Source organism: Brachyspira sp. SAP_772 (genome assembly GCF_009755885.1).
In the GTDB taxonomy this organism is placed as follows: domain Bacteria; phylum Spirochaetota; class Brachyspiria; order Brachyspirales; family Brachyspiraceae; genus Brachyspira.
This window is the reverse complement of the sequence record NZ_VYIX01000390.1, coordinates 1-508: the sequence shown is the minus strand read 5'-3', so window position 1 is coordinate 508 and position 508 is coordinate 1. Positions and strand designations below refer to the sequence as shown.

Below are 508 nucleotides of genomic sequence, written 5' to 3'. Positions count from 1 at the left end.
ATTATATTATATATAAGTATAAAAATCAATTGTTAAATACGAGTTAATTTTATATYATAATATATATTATAGTGTGTATATATGCTCAATATAGCAAATCTAATATAAAAATTAKCTAATATTGTTATATATTATTTRTTTATAAATAAAAAATAGTATATTAATTAGCGTAAATTTGAAATTAATATAAAAATATCCTATATTATTAATATTGTGTAAAAATAAAAAAATATAAGAGGTTTTTATGAGTTCATTTTTTCAAAGTGATGCTAGTATTTTAGCTATTATCTTTTTAATAACATCGCTTGCATTATTAGGGCAGCAAATAAAATTAKGTAAGATTTTAGGTCCTGCTTTAAGCGTTATATTATTGGGTATATTTTGTACTAATGTAGGCTTAACTCCTGTTGATCATAATGTATATGGGGTATTTTTTACATATTGTGTACCTTTATCAATTTCTATAATACTTATGGGGGTTGATATTAAGGCTTTACTAAAATTATCA

Annotated in this window: 1 pseudogene; it reads left to right on the top strand. The window is 20.4% G+C overall.

From position 1 onward, the window contains the following. Nucleotides 1-244: 244 nt before the first annotated feature. Nucleotides 245-508, top strand: a pseudogene (locus GQX97_RS14690) (DUF819 family protein); the annotation flags it as partial.